This is a genomic window from Paenibacillus wynnii (assembly GCF_030812855.1).
Lineage (GTDB): Bacteria > Bacillota > Bacilli > Paenibacillales > Paenibacillaceae > Paenibacillus_AQ > Paenibacillus_AQ wynnii_A.
On record NZ_JAUSTK010000020.1, the window covers coordinates 41420 to 65095 of the forward strand.

General features: G+C 44.3%; 18 protein-coding genes and 1 pseudogene. 2 read left to right on the forward strand and 17 right to left on the reverse strand.

The features are described 5' to 3' along the window. Positions 1-68 precede the first annotated feature (68 nt). From kdpC to J2T20_RS17675, 10 genes are all read right to left on the reverse strand, one after another. The gene (gene kdpC, locus J2T20_RS17635) at positions 69-689 is read right to left on the reverse strand and encodes a potassium-transporting ATPase subunit KdpC (protein ID WP_307590573.1); all 621 of its coding nucleotides are present in this window, start codon (positions 687-689) and stop codon (positions 69-71) included. 38 nt (positions 690-727) lie between these two features. Further along, the gene (gene kdpB / locus J2T20_RS17640) at positions 728-2761 is read right to left on the reverse strand and encodes a potassium-transporting ATPase subunit KdpB (protein ID WP_307590575.1); all 2034 of its coding nucleotides are present in this window, start codon (positions 2759-2761) and stop codon (positions 728-730) included. A gap of 16 nt (positions 2762-2777) precedes the next feature. After that, positions 2778-4454: a potassium-transporting ATPase subunit KdpA gene (gene kdpA / locus J2T20_RS17645; protein WP_307590577.1), complete on the reverse strand. Its 1677-nt coding sequence runs from the start codon at positions 4452-4454 to the stop codon at positions 2778-2780. Positions 4455-4512: 58 nt separating this feature from the next. After that, positions 4513-4578, reverse strand: coding sequence for a K(+)-transporting ATPase subunit F (gene kdpF, locus J2T20_RS25800; protein ID WP_373457823.1), 66 nt, complete (start codon positions 4576-4578; stop codon positions 4513-4515). Positions 4579-4776: 198 nt separating this feature from the next. Beyond that, a complete protein-coding gene (locus tag J2T20_RS17650) occupies positions 4777-5100 on the reverse strand; it encodes a hypothetical protein (protein ID WP_307590579.1) in 324 nt (107 codons plus the stop codon). A 207-nt stretch (positions 5101-5307) separates the two neighbouring features. Further along, positions 5308-6024 carry a response regulator gene (locus tag J2T20_RS17655; RefSeq protein WP_307590581.1) on the reverse strand — a complete coding sequence of 239 codons (717 nt, stop codon included), beginning with the start codon at positions 6022-6024 and terminating at the stop codon, positions 5308-5310. After that, positions 6017-8713: a sensor histidine kinase gene (locus tag J2T20_RS17660; RefSeq protein ID WP_307590583.1), complete on the reverse strand. Its 2697-nt coding sequence runs from the start codon at positions 8711-8713 to the stop codon at positions 6017-6019. Before J2T20_RS17660 ends, J2T20_RS17655 begins: the two co-directional genes overlap by 8 nt. 376 nt (positions 8714-9089) lie before the next feature. After that, positions 9090-9668, reverse strand: coding sequence for a histidine phosphatase family protein (locus tag J2T20_RS17665; RefSeq protein WP_307590585.1), 579 nt, complete (start codon positions 9666-9668; stop codon positions 9090-9092). A gap of 578 nt (positions 9669-10246) precedes the next feature. After that, positions 10247-12562, reverse strand: coding sequence for a bifunctional glutamate--cysteine ligase GshA/glutathione synthetase GshB (gene gshAB / locus J2T20_RS17670; RefSeq protein ID WP_307590587.1), 2316 nt, complete (start codon positions 12560-12562; stop codon positions 10247-10249). Between the two features lie 180 nt (positions 12563-12742). Next, positions 12743-13315, reverse strand: a complete 573-nt coding sequence (locus J2T20_RS17675; RefSeq protein ID WP_307590589.1) for a TetR/AcrR family transcriptional regulator — start codon at positions 13313-13315, stop codon at positions 12743-12745. A gap of 165 nt (positions 13316-13480) precedes the next feature. On the opposite strand from J2T20_RS17675, the pseudogene J2T20_RS17680 reads away from it, so the two are divergent. After that, positions 13481-13663 (forward strand): annotated as a pseudogene (locus J2T20_RS17680) (ketopantoate reductase family protein); the annotation flags it as partial. Between the two features lie 264 nt (positions 13664-13927). Here the strand turns inward: J2T20_RS17680 and J2T20_RS17685 are convergent. Both J2T20_RS17685 and J2T20_RS17690 read right to left on the reverse strand, forming a co-directional pair. Next, on the reverse strand, positions 13928-14422 hold the full coding sequence (locus J2T20_RS17685; protein ID WP_307590649.1) for a CueP family metal-binding protein: 495 nt from the start codon (positions 14420-14422) through the stop codon (positions 13928-13930). 67 nt (positions 14423-14489) lie between these two features. Further along, a complete protein-coding gene (locus tag J2T20_RS17690; protein ID WP_307590591.1) occupies positions 14490-15086 on the reverse strand; it encodes a TetR/AcrR family transcriptional regulator in 597 nt (198 codons plus the stop codon). Between the two features lie 185 nt (positions 15087-15271). On the opposite strand from J2T20_RS17690, the gene J2T20_RS17695 reads away from it, so the two are divergent. Continuing rightward, the gene (locus J2T20_RS17695) at positions 15272-16498 is read left to right on the forward strand and encodes an MFS transporter (RefSeq protein ID WP_307590593.1); all 1227 of its coding nucleotides are present in this window, start codon (positions 15272-15274) and stop codon (positions 16496-16498) included. A gap of 29 nt (positions 16499-16527) precedes the next feature. On the opposite strand, the gene hydF (J2T20_RS17700) is transcribed toward J2T20_RS17695, so the two are convergent. The 5 genes from hydF (J2T20_RS17700) to J2T20_RS17720 are packed head-to-tail and all read right to left on the reverse strand — an operon-like array spanning position 16528 to position 23671. Next, the gene (gene hydF, locus J2T20_RS17700) at positions 16528-17781 is read right to left on the reverse strand and encodes a [FeFe] hydrogenase H-cluster maturation GTPase HydF (RefSeq protein WP_307590595.1); all 1254 of its coding nucleotides are present in this window, start codon (positions 17779-17781) and stop codon (positions 16528-16530) included. A gap of 43 nt (positions 17782-17824) precedes the next feature. Beyond that, positions 17825-19237: an aspartate ammonia-lyase gene (locus J2T20_RS17705; RefSeq protein ID WP_307590597.1), complete on the reverse strand. Its 1413-nt coding sequence runs from the start codon at positions 19235-19237 to the stop codon at positions 17825-17827. Positions 19238-19252: 15 nt separating this feature from the next. Beyond that, positions 19253-20452 (reverse strand): [FeFe] hydrogenase H-cluster maturation GTPase HydF, encoded by a 1200-nt coding sequence (gene hydF / locus J2T20_RS17710; protein WP_307590599.1) that lies wholly within the window; start codon positions 20450-20452, stop codon positions 19253-19255. 18 nt (positions 20453-20470) lie between these two features. Beyond that, positions 20471-21901 (reverse strand): [FeFe] hydrogenase H-cluster radical SAM maturase HydG, encoded by a 1431-nt coding sequence (gene hydG, locus J2T20_RS17715; protein ID WP_307590601.1) that lies wholly within the window; start codon positions 21899-21901, stop codon positions 20471-20473. A 30-nt stretch (positions 21902-21931) separates the two neighbouring features. Then, positions 21932-23671, reverse strand: coding sequence for an NADH-dependent [FeFe] hydrogenase, group A6 (locus J2T20_RS17720; RefSeq protein ID WP_307590603.1), 1740 nt, complete (start codon positions 23669-23671; stop codon positions 21932-21934). Between the last annotated feature and the right edge of the window lie 5 nt (positions 23672-23676).

Consider the following 23676-nt stretch of genomic DNA (forward strand, 5'->3'; position numbering starts at 1 on the left):
TCACCATTTACTTGAATCCTATCGAAAACTACCCTGTCCGCAATCAACGCAGACAGGGTACAAGCTTGCTATTTCGCCGGTATTTCCGATAAAGCCATATTCAGCTTCAACACATTGACACGTTCCTCACCAAACAACCCAAGATCGCGGCCTTCGGTATATTTTCCCACCAAGTCTTCCAGTTCATTGGCTGGGATACCGGTCAGGCTGCTGATTCTTGGAACCTGCACCATTGCCGCAACGGGAGAGATATGCGGGTCCAGTCCGGAACCTGAATTGGTAATCAGATCAACCGGTAGTTTATTCAAAGGCACTTCCGGATTATCCAACTGCCACTGGGTAATGAAATCTTTCGTCCGCTGCTGCATATCCGGGTTAGATGGTCCGTAGTTGTTGGAGCCTGAAGCCTCAGCTTTATAATCAATACTCGATACCCTGCTATGGAAAAGCGCCGGATCTGTAAAGTTCTGGCCGATCAATTCTGAGCCTATAACCACTCCGGCATCATTTTTGAGCAAACTGCCATTCGCCTGTGACGGCATAACTACCTGGGCAATCGCTGTAGAAGCCAAGGGATAAATAATCCCGCAGAGCACTATAAAGACCAAACTGAGCCGCGCCACCATTAAGAAATAGGAACTTGTGGACATGGATTGCTGTTCTTCTTCCGTTTCGATAGAGTTCACCATAATACTGTCATCCTTTCATGCCTATAGTCAATATAGCGTTATATCCATATACTTACGATCATATCGATGAGCTTAATACCTACGAACGGAACAACTACTCCACCTAGACCGTAAATAAAAAGATTACGTGCGAGCAGCTTAGTGGAACTCATCGGCTTATAAGACACGCCTCGCATGGCCAGCGGAATAAGCAGAGGTATAATGATCGCATTGAAGATCAGTGCCGATATAATAGCTGAGCTCGGGGAGCCGAGCCCCATTACATTAAGAACCTCCATCTCCGGTATCGCCAGGGTGAACATTGCTGGAATAATCGCAAAGTATTTGGCGATGTCATTCGCGATACTGAAGGTGGTCAAAGCGCCCCGCGTCATCAGCAACTGCTTCCCGATCGCAACCACTTCAATAATCTTCGAGGGATCAGAATCCAAATCGACCATATTCGCCGCTTCTTTGGCAGCGGTCGTCCCGCTGTTCATTGCCAGCCCAACATCGGCCTGCGCCAGCGCGGGGGCATCATTGGTGCCGTCTCCGGTCATAGCAACCAGCTTACCTTCGTTTTGCTCGCGGCGGATCACTTCAATTTTATCCTCAGGTGTACTCTCGGCAATGAAATCATCTACTCCGGCCTCGCGGGCAATGGTTGCGGCGGTCAGCGGATTGTCGCCTGTGCACATAATGGTCTTGATTCCCATCTGACGCAGCTCGTCAAAGCGTTCCTTCATGCCGGGCTTAACGATGTCCTTCAAATAGATGAGTCCATAGATCATATTGTCTACTGCTACCGCAAGCGGGGTTCCACCCAGTCGGGCAATAGCATCGGAGCTGCTGTCGAGATCAACGGGAATCTGCCCGCCATTCGACACCACCCATTTCTTCACGGAATCCACCGCTCCCTTGCGCACTCTGCGCCCATCGCGTAGATCGATTCCGCTCATTCGTGTCTGCGCCTTGAATTCCACGAACTCACCGCCATCACCAAGGCTGCGATCGTAGCTGCGGTCAAGCTTCTTGGCCAGCTCAAGAACGGATCGACCTTCAGGTGTCTCATCCTTCAGTGAACTGATCGCTGCCCATGCCGTTAGCTCGACCTCAGGCACGTTTCCAACCGGTACGAATTCACTTGCCATTCGGTTCCCGAAGGTAATTGTACCCGTCTTATCCAAGATCATCGTGTTGATGTCCCCGGCAGCCTCGACTGCCTTACCGGACATGGCTAACACATTAAACTGCGTGACACGGTCCATACCCGCAATACCAATGGCTGAGAGTAATCCGCCAATCGTTGTAGGAATCAGGCAGACGAGCAGGGCAATCATTACGGGAATACTAAGCTCGATGCCCAGGAAGCCGGCAATCGGCCGTAGTGTAACCACTACAATCAGGAAAATAATCGTCAAGCTGATCAGAAGCGTACTCAGCGCGATCTCATTTGGTGTCTTCTGGCGTTTTGCCCCTTCCACCAGGGAGATCATCCGATCCAGAAATGATTCACCCGGATCACTTGTAATCCGTACTTTGATCTGGTCACTGACCACACGTGTGCCGCCCGTGACCGAGCCGAAGTCGCCTCCAGCCTCCTTAATGACTGGTGCAGACTCTCCGGTAATCGCCGACTCATCCACGGAAGCCAATCCTTCAATCACCTCGCCATCGCCTGGGATCAATTCCCCTTGGCTGACGATCACTACATCACCCTTGCGCAGTTCGGAGGAAGAAACGATTTTAACCGTTATTCCTACTAACTTATTGGCGCTAATATCTTGTTTCGTCTTCTTTAGCGAATCTGCCTGAGCTTTGCCGCGTCCTTCGGCCAGAGCTTCAGCGAAGTTAGCGAACAGCACGGTAAACAGCAGGATGAAGAACACCGTTATATTGAAGCCTACCGATTTCTCCGCATTAAAGTAACCGGGAGCCAGCACCATTAGCAAGACAATAATCGTCCCGATCTCAACTACGAACATTACCGGATTCTTCATAAGCGTGACCGGGTTAAGCTTCTTAATGCTATCCTTTACGGCGCCTAGGAGTATCGGTCCCGTCAGTAGCTTTTTTCTTGTTACAGTACTCATCTTGTTCTCCCTCTTCCTACCGTAAGGTCAAATATTCTGCAATCGGACCGAGCACAATGACCGGCAGAAAGGTCAGTGCACCAATAATCAGCACCGTGCCAATCAAAATGCCAGTGAACAGACCGTTGTCTGTGCGGAACGTGCCAATGGTCTCAGGAACCGGCTTCTTCTGAACCAGAGAACCGGCTACGGCCAACATTGCGATAATAGAGACGTAACGTCCCAGCAACATGACAACCCCGGTTGTAATATTCCAGAAGGTAGTATTATCCGCCAGTCCTTCAAAGCCCGAGCCGTTATTGGCAGCGGAAGAGACGTATTCGTATAACACCTGTGTCATCCCGTGGAATCCGGGATTGCTGATAGATCCTTTGCCCAAGTCCGTCAAGAATGCTCCCGCAGTGGGGACAAGAATAATCAAAGGATGAATTAGGATCGCTATTGCTATCAGCTTCATCTCCTTGGCCTCTATCTTACGTCCGAGGAACTCCGGTGTCCTACCGACCATCAGACCGCACAGGAATACACCCATTATGGCGTACATCAGCATGTTGACCAGTCCGACACCCTTGCCTCCGAATACATTGTTCAGCATCATCAACGTCAGCGGGGTGATGCTTCCCAGCGGCGTCAGCGTGTCATGCATATTATTGACCGTACCTGTGGTTGCTGCAGTAGTAACGGTAGTGAAGAGCGAAGACTGCGGAATCCCGAAGCGAACCTCTTTTCCTTCCATACTGCCTTGTGAAGCGTCAATCCCCATAGCATTGATTGCGGGATTGCCTTTGCTTTCAGCGTAATAATTTAGACTTAGAAACAGTACAAACAAGGTCATCATGGCCGTGAAGATCATCCAGCCTTGGCGTTTGTTTTTGGCAAACAGTCCATACATATAGGGGAGAGCCGCAGGTAGCATCCACATCGAGAGAATTTCCAGCACGTTCGTAAGCGGACTCGGATTCTCAAAAGGATGGGCCGAATTCGCCCCGAAGAACCCCCCGCCGTTTGTCCCAAGATGCTTGATTGATTCGAGCGAAGCAACCGGTCCAATCGCAATCTGCTGGGTCTGTCCTTCAAGGGTGGTCACCTCAAGCGTAGGCTTCAAAGTCTGTGGTACCTGTAGGGCTACCATGACCAGAGTAAGCATTAACGCCAGCGGAATGAATATACGTGTGATGGCTTTGACGAAATCCTCGAAGAAGTTGCCCACCGAAGCGCGGCCAGTGATCCCTCTAACAAAAGCAACAGCCACGGAAAAACCGCTCGCCGCTGAGGTGAACATCAGCATGGTCATTACAGCCATCTGGGAGAAATAGGAAACCCCGGTTTCCCCGCTGTAATGCTGCAGATTTGTATTGGTTATAAAACTGATTACGGTATTGAACGTCAGCGTCTGCTCCATGTTCCCGATTCCGTTCGGGTTCAGCGGGAGGCCTTCTTGCAGCCGCAGAAAGATATAACTGAAGGCTACCAGTACGATATTGGTCAAGATAAAGCTGAGCGCATATCTCTTCCAGGACATTCCCCTCCTAGCTCTGAGCCCAATCAGTCGATAAATCCCTCTTTCCGTGGCTCCAAACCATCGGTCAGTGAAGTTGGATTCATTCGAGAATACATGATATAGATAAGTTCCTACCGGTTTTACAAGCAGCAGCAGAACAACTATAACAACAACGATTTGCAAAATGCCCATAAATGCCCTCCTTAATCATTTCTTTCTTTTCTTTTCTCTCTTTTTTCAATTCATGACATTAAAATTTCTCCGGGTGAATTAATGCATATACCAGATACACAAACAACAGCAGGGTAACAGCCATTATCAGAATCACAGCTCATTCCTCCCCTTATCCTCAACTACTCCAGCCCACATATACACATCCATCATTACCTTTGCCACTCCCTCTACTATCTATACTGCGCCTCTATATCTATTTTCCACTTCCGATTCAGCGTATCACTTCAGCCATTAGGTCAGGGTTAGAGTTTTCATGAGAGAATTAAGATTACATTAAGATTCAGCTATATACATCTTCACCCAGCACCTTATTTACAGCCTTTATAAAGGCACTATAGCCTCCATCTTTTTGAGTTCTGTGAGGAAGCGCTAGTGATAGAATTTTCTCCATACCTTTATCATCAATATCGTAACAGTTTGAAAGAATGCCTCTGACATCATTGGAAGGTGCTCCCTGAGCAAATTCTTCGGCGGCTTTATAAACGTTATCGTCCTCATATAAACCTGCCCTTTGTAAATAGGTGTTGTCGTATATTTTTTTAATGGCATACAGCAGCACCAGCATGATTGAGATAAGTCCGACATTTCTTAATAATTCATCCATATAAAAGACCTCTTTCCCCTGTACTTTACTTCTGCTTTAGCGTATCACTCCCGCCATTAGCTCAGGATTAGAGTTTTCTTGATAGAGTAAAGATTATATTAAGATGATTTTTCTCACCGTTTGTTTTTAAAACTAAAATAAACCATACTCTTTAAGAGCATGGTTTATTTTACAATTCTTGTATTTAATTACTGCATAAATAAGGTATTAATTAACTTTGATTTCGTCTCCAACCTGTAGCATCCGATAGCCAACTCCGATATGTGTTTGAATATACTTTGGCTTCGAGGGCGTTTTTTCTATTTTTTTCCTCAAAGTTGCCATAAAAACACGCAAGGCAGGTATGTCATACGTATAATGACCCCATATTTCATGTAGGATGTAGTTATGAGTCAATACTTTTCCTACATTCTTTGCCAGCAGGCCTAAAAGCTTATATTCAATTGGAGTCAGGTGAATCTCTTCTTCATCCAGCCATACGCAACCCGCCGCATAATCAATTTTTAAATTTCCGTTGGTGAAAAGGGAAGCATCCTTCAGCAGCTTATCACTATCATATCGGATTCGCCGCAAAGTAACCCGGAGCCTTGCCAGCAATTCTTCCACGCTGAAGGGTTTGGTCAGATAATCGTCTGCGCCTGCATCAAGCGCCTGAATTTTGTCTCGATCTTCACTGCGTGCGCTGACCACGATAATAGGAACATTGGACCAAGTCCGTACTTTTTTGATGATGTCCACACCATCCATATCCGGAAGCCCCAAATCCAGAATGATAATATCCGGCTGTTTGGAAACCGCCTCTAAAATCGAGGACTCTCCTGTTTCAGCCGTATGATATTTATAACCCTGTGTCTCTAGTGTTGTGGTTATCAATTTACGGATGGGCTTGTCATCTTCTACAACAAGAATCAAAGGCTTATTCATGAACAGTCACCTCCTCAGCCTGCAGGGTAAAGCTAAATACCGTACCCTGCGGAACATTATCTTTTACTTCGATGGTACCGCCATGGGCATTTACAATAGACTTACACAATGAAAGACCTAAACCTAATCCACGGCGTCCATCCCCACGAATATTGTCGGCAGTATAGAACATGTCGAATAGTTTAGCCTGTGCTTCTTCTGAGATGCCTGGGCCATCATCGGAAACCTCTACAAGCACCATTTGATTTTCTCGTCTAGCAGAGATCGTGATTATAGATCCAAGTTGCGTATATTTAATTGCGTTATTCACAATATTGATTATGACCTGAATAATAAGCTGGGAATCCATTTTAGCCATTAGAAACTCGTCTTCCAATACGGTTTGAATCGCATGCTCTTCACTGTTCCGATTAATATGAAGAAGAGCTTCAGCAATTACTTCTTCTAGGAGCTCCGCCTGCAGATTTAGATTTAATGCACCATTGTCAATTCGGGTAATGGACAGCAAGTTCTCTACCAAATTGATAAGCCACAAGGAATCATCATAAATATCCGTATACAGCCCCTTTTTCTGTTCCTCGCTCAGCACCTCAGAGTTTCCTATAAGAATTCCCGCATTGCCTGAAATAGTAGTAAGAGGGGTTCGTAAATCATGGGAGATTGCTCTTAGCAAGTTAGCCCGGAGCTGTTCTTGCTGTATTTGCAGGGAGATTTCTTTTTGTTGTTCGCTTAGTTTTTCTTTCTCTAGTGCCAGCGCGCATTCTTCCAACATAGCTATCATCAGACTCTTTTCAAAAACCTCCAGGGGGTCTTCCACAGCCATGACAATGGCTGCTACTGCAAATACAGTATCACCTCCTCGTACCGCATGGTATAGGCAACTGGCGGTGGAAAAGGTGTCCGTGGTAGCTCCAGCACGCTTATTATTTTTATGCACCCACTCTGCAACCGCACGTTCATCTCTTCCTGTGTAAGTCAGTGGATCAACAGCCGATTCTTCCTTCAAATAAATGGACGGCTCTGACAAGGTATCTTGCTGCACTGAGTAAAAGATGATGGTTCTGTCCAGTAATTTCACCATTTGATGCGCTGTTGCATTAATGATTGCCGAGGTGTCTTTTGCCTGCTGCAATTTTCGGCTCGTCTCTAAAAGCACTTCTGTACGGTAGGCTTTTTGCGAGGACTGTCGGGCTTGTTCCTTTACCCGCATAGTCAATGTACTGGTTATGAAGGAAGCAGATAGCATAACAAGGAAAGTCACCGGGTAACCCGAATCATACGCCTGCAAAGAAAAATAAGGCTCAGTAAAGAAAAAATTGAACACAAGCACACTTAATACTGATGTTACCGCACTATATAGCCTACCGCGCGTAACCATTGCATTGAACAGAACACCCAATATATATACAGTAATGATGTTCGATTCTTTAAAACCCAGAAATTGAAACCACAGTCCAATAAAGGTGCAAAAACCCATAATCCCTACGGTTGTGACTGTATCGACCAGTGACAGCTCCGGGGGTTTTGCGTATTTAGGACTTTTGTAGTGAGATTGCCCAGTGTCAGGGATGATATAAATATCTATATTCGGTGCGAAGGCGGTCAGTTTGTCCACAAAATTTGATTTTACAAACCATCTCTTTTTGTTATTGGAACGTCCAATGACAATCTTTGATACCTTGCTTGTTTTGGCATATTCTGCAATTTGTCCGGGGATATCTTCTCCATATACAGTTGAAATCTGTGCACCAAGCTGCTCTGCCAGTCTTAGGTTTCCACTCAGTTCCGCCTTGTCTTTGGGTGTTATTTCCTTGGTTTCCGGTGTTTCCACGAACAGTGCTGTAAAATATCCGTGGTAAGCATCGGCCATTCTCGCTGCTGTACGAATAACCTTCTTGCTCGAGGCAGCTGAAGACAGGCAGACTAAAATATGGTCTTTTGTATAATACTCATTATTATTTTCCTGAGTACTGATTTCTACCGCGATACGGTTCAACTGATCTGCTGTATAGCGCAGAGCGATCTCACGCAGGGCGATCAGTTTCTCTTTGGTGAAGAAATGAACATGTGTCGTCTGAGCCTGTTCATCTCGATAAATCTTCCCCTTATTCAAACGGTCGATTAAATCATCGGGTTCAATATCGACTAACTCAACCTGATTGGCACTGTCAAATACGCTGTCCGGAATGCGTTCATTCACGGAGAATCCAGCAATAGAGGAGACGACATCATACAGGCTTTCAATATGCTGAACATTAATCGTGGTATATACGTGAATTCCTGCTCGAAGAAGCTCTTCTACATCCTGATATCTTTTTTTATGGCGGCAACCCGCCGTATTGTTATGTGCCAGTTCATCCAATAAAATCAGGTCTGGTTTTCTCCGTATCGCACGGTCCAGATCAAATTCTTTAGTAACGACACCATTATGGGAGATATCTAAAGGCGGCAAAAGCTCCAGTCCTTCTATAAGAGCAATTGTCTCTGGTCTTACATGGGACTCAATATATCCGGCAACAACATCAATCCCATCTCTTTGCTCTTCATGGGCAGCACTAAGCATGGCACAGGTCTTGCCGACACCTTCAGCATATCCGACAAATATTTTCAGCCTTCCTCGTCTTTTATCTGCCGGTATATTAGAAAGAAGCTCAAGCAGGGAACCTGAGTCGGTATGATTTATTGCCATTCTTTATGCCCCCTATCTACTCATCTTTAGTATTATCTACTAATATATCCTGTTCACACAGCGTTAGTATATCATGAGCAAAATCAGCATAGTGTTACAACTTTGGCTGTGGCATTAAGATAATATTAAGATGATTGTCTCCGCAATAAATAGAAAATAAATTCAAAAAAAAGAATATTTATCTTAACAATCTAAGTCTGCTATGACATATAGGTATCTTCCTGTATTAATAAATATAAAAAGCCACAAGAAAGTTACTTTCTTGTAGCTCAAATAAATACAGCAAATCGAACCCATATGTTACTTTCAACCACGTTTCATTCCCACATTATATATTCAATTATAAAGGCATGGGGGATATCTCCTAAATCGATGGTCATTGAGAAGCTTCCCATAATTTCTTCGTTTCTACTAATTCCTCATCAATTAATTCCATCCTGTAGATATCGGGTTTCGAAGTCTGTAACAAAAAATTCAAGTCGTATTGTTTGTCGAAATACCTCATCATCAAGGTCATTACTAATCCATGAGTTCCTATCGCAACTTTCTGACCTCTATACTTCGTAAGAATATCTTTTAAAATCAGGATAGCGCGCTTCTGACAAATCCCACTGGATTCCCCGCCAGGGAACGTGAAATCCGTATCAGATAAGATCCTCTCTAGGTAAGGATACAGCTCTTTATCCGGCATGATTCTATCTTCACTTAAAAAAACCATCTCTTTTAGATCTTCAATAACGATGATCTCTTTATCAAGAGACTGAGCTAATTCCTCGATGGTCAAAATGGCTCTCTTATATGGACTAGAAACGAAAACGTCAATTCCCTCCTCTTTTAATAATTCGGTTATTCTGTTGGCATCTGACGATCCCTTGTCCGTAAGCCCGCGTTCTCTCTCGTTACCTTCCGTTTTAGGTGATTCGCCGTGCCTCACCATATAAATTGTAGTTTTCATTTTAACCCTCCGGTTATTTGATGATATGTTTTTAAGCTAAGCGGAATATGTCCAAGGGCTAGTATTAAGCTGCAAAGAAACATGAATAAAGAATGTAAAACGATTGAGGCACTTAGAAAATATAGGATCGGACTAACCGCTAAGGGTACCGGAATTCCCGCCATGGGTGAGAATAGGAATAGATATTCCCTACCTTTTCTAAGGTATCGAAGCCATCCTACATAATATAGTAGTAGAAAAATGAACATTCCAACTATCGACAGGATTTCATAGGGTTGATCATTATGTATGGAGTAAAAAAGGGGTAGCACCAATACGCCTATCCTCCCGAGCCCTTCAGCTGTTTTGAAAATCAGATTTTCTTTGTCTTCTAACTTAGCCGGCAGATTTCTTGGAGGCATTCCAATGAACAATAGATTAGGCAATAATATAGCCGTCGGGATGATCAGACTTATCCAATGAACCAATTCAACCGCTCCTTTATTTCAGATTACATACTGTTTGTAGTTCTCTGACAAATAACAAAAAACCTCCTAAAATAGGAAGGTTTTTGTGTGAATAGTTCAATTATTGTTGTCTCATCCATCCATCTTCCCGAATAACAAATCAAGAATCTTATCATCAGCCTTCCGATTAATGCCTTGATAAGGATAACAGTGAATATGAATAGCCGGATTAAAATTAATTTCTATAATGCTGTAATTCTCATTCGTTGCTTCTTCCTCGATATCATTAATCATCATATCCACTCCGCAAAAGGTTGCTCCGGCTGCCTTGGCAGATTGAATAGCAAGTTCTTTATAACTTATTGGGATTTCATCTGTAAAATCAATACTATCCCCTCCAGTACTGATGTTGGAGTTTTCCCGCAAGTAGATGACCTCGCCTAATCTTGGTATGTCGGAGGGATCCATGGAATGGATTTTCAAAAACAACCTCTCTGCTTCACCTAGTTGAATCTTTTCAAGTGGGGTTCTATACCCTTGCCCTCTTAATGGATCTTTGTTCTTCTCGTGGATTAGCTGTTCAATAGTACGGACTCCGTCCCCAACGATGTTGGCGGGTACACGATGCAGTATCCCAACGACCTCGTCTCCCATGACAAGAAAGCGATACTCTTTTCCCGTAACAAATTCCTCAAGTAAGACTGTCCGGTCATGTTCAAAGGCCATTTCAAAAGCTCGCTGATAATCTTCTATTGAAAAGTTGTTGGTGAAAATAGTGATACCCAGTCCAAAATTCGTTGATTTCGGTTTAATCACGATTTTCTTTTCACGATGAACTTCATAATCTAACATGGCATCTTGCAGATTTCGATACGCATTTCCGCCTGGAACTCGAATACCCTGTTGCTTCAGTACCTCTTTGGTGACGATCTTATTTTCCATAATTAAAACCGTACTGTATGAATCCAAAGCCGTTTTTGTGGCTTGCTTCACATATTCCTTATAATCACCCTTAGTCAGAACCACAAAATTGTCATCTCTATCGATGAGTTCAAATTGAATCCCGCGCTTCACGGATGCTTTTAACAATAGTTGAGTTGATAATTCCAAATCTTCATACCCTGCCAACTTGTATCCGGCTTCGAGACTATGATTCGCATATTGTTTAGCCTTATTTAAATGGTAATGCAAGAAAGATGAGTTTTGTATTTCTGTCTTAACAATGGAGGCATAGCTCAGAACAGGGTTTAGAATGATATTCTTGTTATGCTCAAGCAGATTATTCATTTGTTGATCATCTGGACTTATACGTCTTAGCATTTCTTGCATGGAATCGAGGATTGCTACTGCCGTTCCCTTCATATTCCCTTGAAGACCTTCCATCATAAGAGTGTCCAGATCCAGATTTGCCTGTTGTTGTTCATCCATATTGAAGGGTTCATCCTGCTTGAGAAGCATATATACGAGAAAGAAATGGATAAACTTCAGTATTTCCAGACTGATTCCGTTCTTAAAAAGTGGATTTAAATCAAACATACGCAGCTCTAAATAAGCAATACCGTTATCGAGAAGTTCTTGAAGTGGATTTTCCCCTTTTGCGGGCTTCAAACGAATTGGACTGTAGAACTCTTTTGCACTAAGCAATTCCTTGGATTGGACTAAGTTTCGCAGATCTTGAACATATTCATTAACGGAGTTAAAAGAAACATTAAAAGGTTTGTCGTTACGGTATCCGCACACACTGTTTCGCAAAGAGTTCATATTCGGAAAGTAGCGGCTATCTTCATCCAAATGATCGCTTAAGGCAACACATTGTTCTATATAGGATTTATTAAAAACGGGGCTAGCCCCTGTCAAATAAATAAGTAACCAACGATATTTCAATACATTTCTTGCTACTTTTAAATACAATCCATCTTTGAAGAGCTTGTATCCGTCCTTACTTGATGAAGCTTCATATAGCTTTTTGAGGAAATCCTCGTTAAACGAAAAATTATAGTGTATTCCGCTAAGTAACTGTTTTTTTCGTCCATACTTATGTCCTAGCTGAGTTCGATACATTTCCTCCAAAGGATCCTCCATATGGGCTATCGGAATATCCTCATCACGCGGCAATACAGGAGGATTACTACTGGTCCATAAATATTCACCTGTCTCCATCAATTCCTGTGTCACGATATCTTGCAGCGCTTCTAGGAAATGATAAGTTTCCTCTATGGAGTTAAACGTGGGGGTAATCATTTCAATTTGGCTTTCTGAAAAATCGGTTTGGATATAGGGGTTATCTGTCTTGTTTCCAAACGCTTTCGGGTGAGGGGTTAGTGCAAGATTTCCGTCTTTGTCGACTCTAGCGTTCTCTTTTTCAAGACCAAATTGGCCCCGCAAGAGTTCTTTATCTAACTTCTTATCGATAATGAAATTTATAAAATCAAGGTTTAATGAAACCATCCTAAAAACCTTCTTCCGGACAAATTATTTGTAATTTGCAAATATAATTCAAAGAAAGTCACCCTCAAGGGTACAGGGCATAGCCGCTCCTTTCTTTTCAACAAGATATAGCATGTATTTCCCATGGAAATTGATCTCTATAAAATCATACTTTATTCATTTGCAATTTGCAATTAATATTTAATCAATTTTAACTATGTGAACGGGGATCATTTGATTAAGTTCAAGAAGTGTCCATAACTGTTCAGTAATATCTTCCGCAGAATACGGCATCGAACCGATAATCCACCATTCAATGACTCCGACCGTTGCTGAAGTCAAAAATTGCGCTAAAATATCCTTATGTACCTTTAGATTGATATTGTTGTCAACGATTTGTTTGTGAATTCCCTCAATCATTATTTCTTGTAGACGATTTCTGAATGCAGGAAGACCCTTGTTGGTCAATAAGGTAGTATACAGGTCAGCATTTTTCTCCATTAATTGAAACGTGCGTAGCAATGAAGTCTTAGAATCAATCGCTACTGTACCCTCTACAGGGAAACATCCTTCACCTAATTGTTCCAGATGAGACTCTATGCAACAATCCAATATATGATATTTATCCATATAATGAAAGTAGACGGTACCACGATTTACATTTGCGCAATCTGCGATTTCGTTAATCGTTATTTTTTCAAATTCTTTCTCTGCCATTAGACTAATTAATGCGTTCATAATGGCATCCTGGCTTTTTTTTATTCTTCTGTCCATTGAGCTACTCCTTATAACATATTAGACAATTCATTGTAATTTGTTGAAAAAGCAACAAAAGTAATAACTTTAACGATTGAAGCCATAGGATTCCATTGCTAATCTAATTATATTGAACAGATGATCGAAAAACAACATTTGTTTAAATTTTAGGAGGTTTAATCAATGAGAATATTAGTTTTCGGTGCAGGGGTTTTAGGAAGTTATCTTGCTCATGCACTAGTTCGTGGAGGAAATGATATCACGGTACTTGCCAGAGGTAAGCGAGCTGAAGAGCTGAACAATGATGGAGTTGTCGTTCGTCATTATTTTCAGCGTAAAGCTATAGGTTATACTGTAACACCTGTAAATCAGATGAATTTAATTCGAAAGCATAAACACATAGCCTATTTTGCTCTAAAGCTTTTTAAGCTCTACCCGTTTCCAAAATGATAGATGGATCTTTTAGTGAGATTGCAGCATTAAATGATGTGTTTAATGTTTTGAAGCAACAAGCCAATATTTCGACTCCCAACTGGGACGAACTTGAAAAACTTTTCTCAAGTCGCTATACTCAGTCACTCATAAAATAAAAAAACCCGCGCTGAGCGCGGATTTATCAGGTATACAGCTTTAAATGCTCTTCTTCTCCATTAATTGCATGGTAGAGATGCAGGTGTCGTCGCTTTCGAATGTGGAAATGTCAGACTCCGCTGTTTTCCCGTCGTGCTCAACCGTTATATGATATGTTTTGTCACGCGGCAGCCATAGGTCGATAAATCCATTGGATTGGGATTTCATTGTTTTGTCCATGACCTCGTTGCCTTCCGTGTCAACGATGTTTACGTTGAACTCTTCCTCAACCATTTCTCCCTGGCAGCCAGTTAAGCTATGAGTTGCGCAAGGATGCGTTTTGTCGACATACGGAGCGATCGAAACAAAAAACTCGTTCTCGGGTAAGACATAGGTTAATGATTTTGCGTCACCTTCGGTCACAATAAGTTCCTTCGATGTGATTGAAGCAGACTCAGCAGTCTTGGTTCTTGAAGTATATTCTTGCACTAATTCCTTAATGTTTTGAGTATCTAAAGCTTTAGGTTCATTTCTTTCTGTGCCCCCCGAAAACATATACCCACCGATTGCAACGGCAACCAATCCGGTTGCTGCAACCCATATTTTATTACTCAACTTGCAGTCATCCCCTTTTCTCTTTCACGTCTGATTTAATTCCTTCAAAGGCTGAAGTTACTAAACTCTGCACATAGGCATCATCCAATTTCTCACCGGTTAATAACAATCTATAAAAAATCGGCCCATATATGAGATCAATACTTAATTCAATATCAAGATTTCCCCGCAATTCCCCACGCTGAGCCCCCTGTTCCAAAAGATCCCGGGCCTCGAGTCGACGTGGGTTAAAGTATCTAGTCCGGTATGCCTCAGCGAGTCCTAAATCAAATTGCCCTTCGCCTATTAACTCCGTAATAATTTTACCCTCTCGACTTGTCAAGAATCGGAGTAAATTAGTGGCATGAATGAGTAAATCATCGAAGACCGAGCCCGTATCGGGTACCGGCAGTCTTTCCGCAGCAGCAGACAGGAAACTATCCATAACAACGGCGGCTTTGTTGGGCCACCATTTATAAATGGTTGCTTTACTAACCCCTGCATGCTCAGCAATTTTCTCTACAGTAACCGCTCCAAAACCATTCTCCAGCAGCAATTCATAGGAAGAAGAAAGAATAGACTTCTGAGTTTCAATATTACGCGGTCGCCCTCTTTTGGCAGTCACACAAGTCCTCCTTTAGTGCAATGTATAGGTAAGATCATTAACCTTGTAAAAACTATACGTACATTATACTAAATATCCAATAAAATTTAAATCAGCTATTTACAAAACTGTACGTTCAGTGTATCATAAAGCCATAATTAATAAACTATACGTTCAGTATTTAATTATGAATGAGGAGGATTTCAATGAAAACGGAACAAGTAATGGAAGGTAAACGCATTTCGAGTTGGATTACTTTTCTATTAGCATCGGCATGTGGTCTTATCGTAGCAAACCTTTATTATGCTCAAACCCTATTGGGACCTATCAGTGCTGATACAGGCCTCTCTTCGGCAGCAGCAGGATTAATTGTTACTCTAACTCAAATCGGCTATGTTATTGGGCTGCTGTTTATCGTACCGCTAAGTGACATTATAGAGAATCGGAGTCTCGCGGTAGGATCGTTATTGGTTGTGATTTGTGCATTGATTGCGGCAGCATTGGCACCAAGTACGCCTATATTCCTGACTACATCCCTATTCATAGGGTTGGGATCTGTGGTTGCCCAAATCCTGGTACCCTATGCTACTTATTTAGCCCCTGAAGAAGCGCGCGGCCGCGTGGTGGGAAATGTTATGAGCGGTCTCTTACTCGGAATTATGTTTGCTCGACCGGTGGCAAGTTTTATCACTAGCTTTTGGGGGTGGCAGTCCGTATTTGCATTGTCGGCAATGATTATCTCTCTATTGGCGCTTCTACTATGGCGAATTTTGCCTAAACGAAAACCAACGCCTACGATGAATTACAGTCAATTAATCGTCTCACTAGGGACTCTTTTAAAACAAACACCAATATTACGCCGTAGGGCCATCTATCAAGCCAGTCAATTTGCAGCCTTTAGCCTTTTCTGGACTGCTGTTCCTTTACGATTGGCAGATGATTTCGATATGACACAACAAGGCATCGCCTTATTTGCTTTAGCAGGTGTTGGCGGTGCAATAGCTGCACCGATTGCTGGAAGACTGGCGGATAAAGGTTGGAGCCGAATATTAACAGGACTTGCGATGGTGATTGCCTCCTCGTCTTTTTTACTTTCATACCTTTTTCAAAGTCATTCGACAACTGCTCTAGCCCTACTCGTTCTTGCCGCTATTATGCTGGATATGGCCGTATCAGGAAATCTTGTCCTTGGACAGCGTGCGATTTATTCATTGGGGAGTGAAGCAAGAGGACGTTTGAACGGGCTTTTCATGTCCATTTTCTTCATCGGGGGAGCCGTTGGTTCATCTTTAGGCGGCTGGTCATATGCCCATGGAGGCTGGAGTTCCACTTCTTTGATTGGAATAGTCTTACCACTGATAGCCTTAATTTACTATTTTACAGAGAAAAGAACCGCTACCCATAAGTCTCCTCTGGATAACGGTTCTACCTAAGCCCAATGATTATGATACATAACGGGATCTTACTCCTGCAAACTTTCTTTCCAAGCCAGACTGGCCAGCGGAAACGGGGAAATGGCTCTCTCCAAAATACCCTGGACATGCGCAATCGCAACGCCATAATTGACGATCGGTACTCCAGCTTCTACAGCTTGCTCCACCCTCCAGAGCATCTGTCTGCGATTCATCATACAGCCGCCACAATGCACAATAAGCGAATAATCCTTCACATTATCCGGAAACTTCATTCCATTTGCAAAGTCGAATTCGATTTGTCTGCCTGTGGCCTGACGGATCCAGCGCGGGATTTTCACTTTACCTATATCATCGGGTTGCTGGTGGTGTGTACAGGATTCGGCGATCAACACTCTGTCACCATCCTGTAGTCGGTCGATAGCACGGGCTCCTCTAACCATTTCCTCCAGATTCCCTTTGTTCCGGGCGAAAAGAATCGAGAACGAGGTCAGCGGAATTTCTTTCGGCATATCTGCAGCAACCTTCAGGAACACCTGTGAATCTGTTATCACTAGCCTAGGCTTCTTACCGAGATTCTCCAAGGTTTCCCTCAACTCATATTCCTTAGTAACTACTGCAATCGCGTCACTCTCTAGAATGTCGCGAATGGTCTGTTGCTGCGGAAGAATCAGTCTCCCTTTCGGTGCCGCTTTATCAATCGGGACCACCAGTACGACCAAATCACCCGGATTTATCAGATCTCCGACAATGCGGAATTTATCATCCTCGTTGGGTACAGTGGCGATCAGAGCCTTCTTGAGCTGAGTGATTCCCTGCTGATCAACTGCAGATACAGGGACCACCTTAAATCCCAGCTTCTCCTCGGAGCTTCTAACAAGATCATCAAGATCTTCAGTATGTGTTTCTAACAAATCTATCTTATTTAAGATACCAAGTGTTGGGATGGCCTTACTTTGAACGATCTCAGCAATTTGCCGGTCGAAAGAGGTCACACCGCATGCGGCATCAATGACAATGAGAGCCACATCGGTTTTGTTCAGTACTTCTAGTGTCTTCTTCTTCCGCAGTTCTCCAAGCTCGCCGTCATCATCCAAGCCTGCAGTATCAATGAACACCACCGGCCCCAGTGGAAGCAACTCCATGGATTTATATACGGGATCAGTCGTTGTCCCTTTAACCGGGGAAACAACAGCGATATCCTGTCGGGTTACTGCGTTGATAATACTTGATTTGCCTGCGTTGCGCCTGCCGAATAGGGCGATGTGCAAGCGACTTGAGCGGGGGGTATCGTTCACACTCACGCGGCTCTCTCCTTCAACAGACCGGTATCCCAAGTCTGCTCTGTTATTTTCCGGGTATGCCAGGTTTAGTAACTTGATAGAGACTCAGTATTCTATCGACCTCAGACTCTGGGAGGATCTTTGACTCTAGCAACACCCGGCGTACTGTTTTGCCTTCACGCCTCGCTTGCTTGGCAATCTCTGCAATTTTCTCATAACCGATATGGCCCACTAATGCGGTGGCCAGAACCGTTGAGTTCTCTACCATTTCACTACACCGATCCTCGTGAATGCGAATACCCCGCACACAGCGCTCTTCGAACAGACGAACTGCCCTAGTTAATATCTCTAAGGATTCCAATAGGGCATCCGCGATCAGGGGCATAAAAGCATTAAGCTCCAGCTGTCCACTTGCAGCCGCCATTGTAACTGCCGAATCATTGGCAATGACACGCATTGCAACAAGTCCTATCATCTCAGCCATAACCGGATTCACCTTGCCCGGCATAATCGAGGAACCCGCCTGTACAGCAGGCAATTCAAGCTCCCCGAAGCCTCCTGTCGGACCGCTCGCCAGAAGACGCAAATCATTGGATATCTTCAATAGGTTCACGGAAGCGGCCTTCAGCAGACCGGATACTTCAACGAAAACATCCATATTCTGCGTAGGATCCATCGGATATTCGCTCCGCGCCAGACCATAGCCGGTTAAATCTTGCAAAATGTCAGTGATATAAAACGTATATTTTACCGGCGCATTCATTCCGGTTCCAATGGCTGTGCCCCCAATATTGATTTCCCGCAACCGCTCTTCAACCTTGTACAGCCGCCACCGATCTCTAGCTATCGCTTTTGCGTAAGCTCCGAAGCCTTGCCCTGCCATCATCGGCAGGGCATCCATCAGCTCCGTACGCCCCAGCTTGAGGACATTGGCAAATTCATGTTCCTTCTCCTGAAGGGCTTCCTGTAAGGATGCGAAAGCTTGACTGAGCATTCGAACCTGACCGATTGCAGCCATTCTTAGAGCGGTAGGATAGACATCATTAGTGGATTGGCAGCAGTTGACGTGATCCAGAGGATGTATTCTTGAATAGTCGCCTCTCTCACCACCCAAGATCTCTATTGCAAGGTTAGCAATGACTTCGTTGACATTCATATTCGTAGATGTACCGGCCCCCCCCTGCAATGCATCCACAGGGAACTGCTCCTTATAGTTTCCTTCCAGAATATCATCACAGGCTTTCACGATCGCCTGGGCTATTTCTACCTGATAGGTATTCAGCTTCAGATGAGCCAGTGCCGCCGCCTTCTTCACAGTAACTAAGCTATGGATCAAATGAGGGTTAACAGCTCTGCCGCTTACAGGAAAATTATCCATTGCCCGCGCCGTATGGATGCCATAATAAGCAGCCTTGGGTATATCCATTGATCCTAATGAATCTTGTTCTTTGCGGGAATAATCCGAAACTTCCTCCATTGAGAGACCGCCCTCTTAAGACTTCACTTGCAGGACTTCTAGCACACGCGGTAAAATCCCATTAAAATAAGCGAAAGCAATACCATAGTTAGTTATCGGCACACCTTGCTCACCGGATCTCAGAAGCCGAATCATCAGTTGTTTACGATTAAATACACAACCGCCGCAATGGACAATCAGCTTATATTCGGAAATATTAGCAGGGAAATCAGGACCCACACTAGTTGTGATATCCAGACGACCGCCGGCGATTTCCTGAAGCTTGGCATTGACCAGCACACGGTCGATCTCCCCGTTATGCGGGTGATGAATACACGCCTCAGATAGCAGAACCTTGTCTCCAGGCTTCAGATTTGGAATCGTCTCCGCACCTGCCACGAAGGTATCCAAATCCCCTTTGAAACGAGCCATAAGGATCGCAAAAGTGGTTAACGGCACTTCAGACGGAATGATTTCATTCACGATGTCAAAAACCTGAGAATCTGTGATCACCAGATCGGGTAAACCTTTTAATTGCATGAGCATTGTTGGCAGCTCTGCTTCTGTAACAGACAACACCATTACGTGATGATCGAGCAGATCCCGAAGAATTTGCTGTTTGGATGCAATCAGACGATATTTGGGAGCAGGGATCTTATCAGGCATTACCATAACGACCATATCTCCTGGGTTGACCAGATCTCCGACAATACTGTTTCGTTCATACTCCACAGGAGCATATACACGTATGGCGTGACGTAAACTTCCAAGATTGACATTTTTCTTTGCGCTGATTTTAACAATAGGCATATTCAGTTCTCTCTTTAATGAATCGATATCTACATAATGATCGTCGACTTTATTGATGACCCCGATAACTGGAATATTCCGTTTTGCCAGTTCATGGTACCATTCCTTCTCTAGCTTATAGTTATTGGACTCATCTGAAAAAATAAGAACACCCAAATCGGTTAAATCCATTACTTCTCTAGTCTTTTGAACACGGAACTGGCCCAGATCACTGTCGTCATCGATTCCGGCTGTATCCACAATGATGACCGGACCCACTTTATCCATATTATAAGATTGATATATCGGATCCGTTGTTGATCCCGGCACATCACTGACAATTAAAGCGGTTTGCCCGGTGAGAGTGTTAATCAGAGTTGATTTGCCGGCATTTCTTCTGCCAAACACAGAAATGTGCATTTTATTCGATTGGGGTGTAGATTGCATATCGAATCCCTCCTAATATTAGAAACGCAAATCCCGTTCTCCGTTCTCGATGCGCCGCAGCCGGTCAACAGTTGCTTTTCTCGCAGCTTCCTTCGGGATATCATCCAGTCCTTTACGAATAATTTCTTCCCCAAGGATACGGGTCTCTTCATCTGCATAGTCAAGTAAATATTCTTTAAAAGTTAACAGAGAGTTCGGTTGGCATATATTATGAATCTGCCCGGATTTAGCCAATCTCATGAAGCGGTCACCTGTACGTCCTTCCCGATAACAGGCGGTACAATAGCTGGGAACGTATCCATCCTGACAAAGTCCACGAATAATCTCTTCCGGTGAGCGATGATCACTCACTTCAAACTGAGGTTTTTCTTTAGACTGACCAGCGGTCCCCTGCTTGGCTTCCATATATCCGCCTACTCCCGTACTGGAGCCTGCGCTTACTTGGGAAATCCCGAGCTTGATCACCTCATCACGAAAGGACGGCTCTTCACGAGTAGAAAGAATCATCCCGGCATAGGGAACCGCCAAGCGCAGAACGGCAACCAACTTCTTGAAATCATCATCCTTCACCAGATGGGGATACGTTTCTAAATCCACACCGACCGCCTCACGTAATCTGGGGACAGACACGGTATGAGGCCCAACGCCAAATCTCTCTTCCAAGTGTTCAGCGTGCATCAGCATAGCAACCGTATCGTACTTATGGTCATAAAGACCATAGAGAACTCCTACTCCAACATCATCGAGTCCTCCCATCTGAGCACGATCCATGGCTGTGGTATGCCAGTCGTAATCACGCTTGGGTCCTTGGATATGCATAGCTGCGTAGGTAGGTCTATGGTACGTTTCCTGGAACAAAATATAAGTCCCCACTTCGGCATCACTAAGCTTCTTGTAATCCTCGACGGTTGTAGCTGCAATGTTAACATTCACTCGGCGAATACTCCCATTATCCACTTTCACGGAGTAAATCGTCTGAATCGATTCGACCACATAGTCAATGTCACAATTGACCGGATCTTCTCCGGCTTCTAAGACAAGTCGTTTGTGACCCAATTCCTGAAGCACGCGGACTTCTTGGGCTAATTCATCCATTCGAAGTCTCCGCCGGAGGAAGTCTTTGTTGGTGTGTTTATATCCGCAGTATTCGCAATTATTAACACAATAGTTACTGATATATAATGGAGCGAATAGCACTATGCGGTTGCCGTAGATCTTCTCTTTAATAACCTTCGAAGATCGGTAAATCTCTTCTAAAATTTCTGCATCTGTAACCTCTAGAAGTACAGCCGCCTCCCGGTGAGTAAGTCCCTTACACTCTCTCGCTTTCCCAAGTATGGAGTTAATATAGGCGTGGTCACACGCCTTTACTTTGGCTTCTTCCAGACTACTGAGGATTTCCTCATCATTGATAAAATCAGCTGATTCCCAGTCCTTCTGCAATTTCATTAACCTCCTACTGCGTCCTTTGGTGTTAATTTAAAACTTGGAACGCTTCACATAATGAGTGTGCAGCAGTTCGTGTGCCAGGTGGCTGTTAGGCGTACCCAGAAATTCTTCATAAAGAGCTGTGATATAAGGATTTTTATGAGATTTACGAACCGTTTGTGCTTCATCTTCCGTGTAGATGGCTTTTGCGCGTTCAGCCTTAATATCAATTCGTTCGGATGTTCTTGCATCCACGATGGGCTGACCACCGCCCGTAATGCAGCCGCCAACACAGGCCATAACTTCAATGAACTCATAGGCCTTTTCCCCGCGTTCCATGGCTTCCATTAGCTTACGGGCATTCCCGAGACCATGAACAACAGCCGTACGAATCTTCTGGCCGTTAGGCAGCTCGATGACATTTTCTTTGATGCCGTCCATTCCACGGACAGCAGTGTACTCGATGGTTTCCAGATCCTTACCGGAGGTTATTTCGAACACAGTACGTAGTGCGGCTTCTGCAACACCACCGGTTGCTCCGAATATAACAGCTGCACCCGAACCTTCGCCGATCGGACTATCGAACGTTTCACCCTTCAGGTTCACAAAGTCGATTCCGGCTTCTTTGATCATCGCAGCAAGCTCGCGGGTCGTCAGTACCCAATCGACATCCTGCATGCTTTCGTTGGAAAGTTCTTCTCGGGAACCTTCGAATTTTTTTGCGGTGCAAGGCATGATTGAGACGACGACAATGTTCTTCGGATCAATCCCCATCTTCTTGGCAAAGTAGGATTTAACCATTGCACCTTCCATTTCATGAGGTGATTTGCATGTAGAGAGGTTATCCAGCCTATCCGGGAAGTTATGCTCCATAAATTTTACCCAGCCTGGGCAGCAGGAGGTCATCAGGGGCAGGTTTTGACCGCTAGTGATGCGGGAGATTAGCTCCGTACCTTCTTCCATAATCGTCAGATCGGCACCAAAATTAGTATCGAACACTTTATCGAAGCCCAGCTTCCGTAAGGCAGCAACCATTTTACCGGTTACGCGAGTCCCGACAGGTAGACCAAATTCTTCTCCTAGGGCAACACGTACAGCTGGTGCTGTCTGGACAACAACATATTTGCTTGCATTCTCGAGAGCATTCCAGACGTCGTTGATATTCTCATGCTCCGTAAGAGCACCTACAGGACAAGCCATAATACACTGTCCACAATTAACGCAGGTGGATTCCTCAAGCGGTCGACCGAATGCTGTAGAAATTACCGTATCAAATCCACGTTTAGCAAAGTTGATGGCCCCTACGGTTTGCATCGTTCCACAAGCTCCGACACAGCGGCCGCAAAGAATACATTTGGATGCGTCCCGAAAGATAGATGGGGAAGTATAGTCCTTCTCCTGGCTGGATTTTTCACCAACATAGGTAACTGTTCGTATATTCAGATCATTGGAGACGGTCTGCAGCTCACAGCCGCCGCTGCGGGAGCAACTTAGACATTCACGGTCATGATCGGAAAGCAACAGCTCAACGGAAGTTTTTCGGGCCTCCCGAACTTTCTTAGTGTTTGTCTGGATTTTCATGCCCTCTTCCGCTTTAAGCGTGCAGGAAGCAATGAGTCTTGGACCCACTTCAACGACGCATACACGGCAGCTGGATGAATGGTTAACCCCTTTTAAATAACATAAAGATGGAATATGAATGTCGAGATCACGGGCCGCTTCGAGAACCGTTGTCCCCTTGGCGACTTTTGTCTCGATCCCATCGATCATAATATTAATCGTATTCAACATGACCA